The following is a 621-nucleotide window of genomic DNA, read 5'->3' as shown; positions in this document are numbered from 1 at the left end:
GGATCTGTTCATCCTTGGCTTGCAGCATGGTGCGTCGCGCACGTTCGATCCATGGTTTGCGTTCTGTCACAAATCGTGCGATTGCCGCTTGCGACATGCGAGAAGGTGCGGAGATGACGATTTGCGCGTTCGGCGGTTTGATGCGCAGGTACATGTTTTTGATGGCTTTACGCACGATGGTCACCGTCATTCCAGCGATTTGCGTGGTTTCTTCGGATAGCGTGCGATTACGGTTGCGCGCTCCCCTGCTGGCTCTCCCACTGTTGTTACGCTGGCTACGATGATTGTTCGGCATGTCTGCATTATGTCACGACACGCCGAAGACATACCTTGTATTGACTTTCTCTGAAATTCGCGTATTATTTCAATTCGTTGTGCTTAACAGTGCAGCAGGAACGGGCCCGTAGCTCAGGTGGTTAGAGCGCATCCCTGATAAGGATGAGGTCGGAGGTTCAAGTCCTCCCGGGCCCACGGTGATTAAGAGCGGCGCGGCCGCTTTTTTTCAACTATGGGGCTATAGCGCAGCTGGTAGCGCATCTGCTTTGCAAGCAGAGGGTCGCCGGTTCGAACCCGGCTAGCTCCACGGGGCTAGGGCGCAGCTGGTAGCGCATCTCCATTGCA

At 55.1% G+C, this 621-nt stretch carries 1 protein-coding gene and 2 tRNA genes; 2 read left to right on the top strand and 1 reads right to left on the bottom strand.

Features of this window, described 5'->3' with window-relative positions:
- Nucleotides 1-295: YgjP-like metallopeptidase domain-containing protein (locus tag IE142_RS37240; protein ID WP_229831263.1), on the bottom strand; the 295-nt coding region annotated here is incomplete at its 3' end.
- A 102-nt stretch (nt 296-397) separates the two neighbouring features.
- Between IE142_RS37240 and IE142_RS35350 the strand changes: the two genes are divergently transcribed.
- A tRNA-Ile gene (locus tag IE142_RS35350) sits at nt 398-471 on the top strand.
- A 39-nt stretch (nt 472-510) separates the two neighbouring features.
- Nucleotides 511-583 (top strand) — tRNA-Ala (locus IE142_RS35345).
- Nucleotides 584-621: the final 38 nt, after the last annotated feature.

The organism is Streptomyces mutabilis (genome assembly GCF_014649815.1).
GTDB classification, from domain to species: Bacteria; Actinomycetota; Actinomycetes; order Streptomycetales; family Streptomycetaceae; genus Streptomyces; species Streptomyces mutabilis.
Note: the sequence above shows the minus strand (reverse complement) of the source record. Positions and strands in the feature narration are given on the sequence as shown.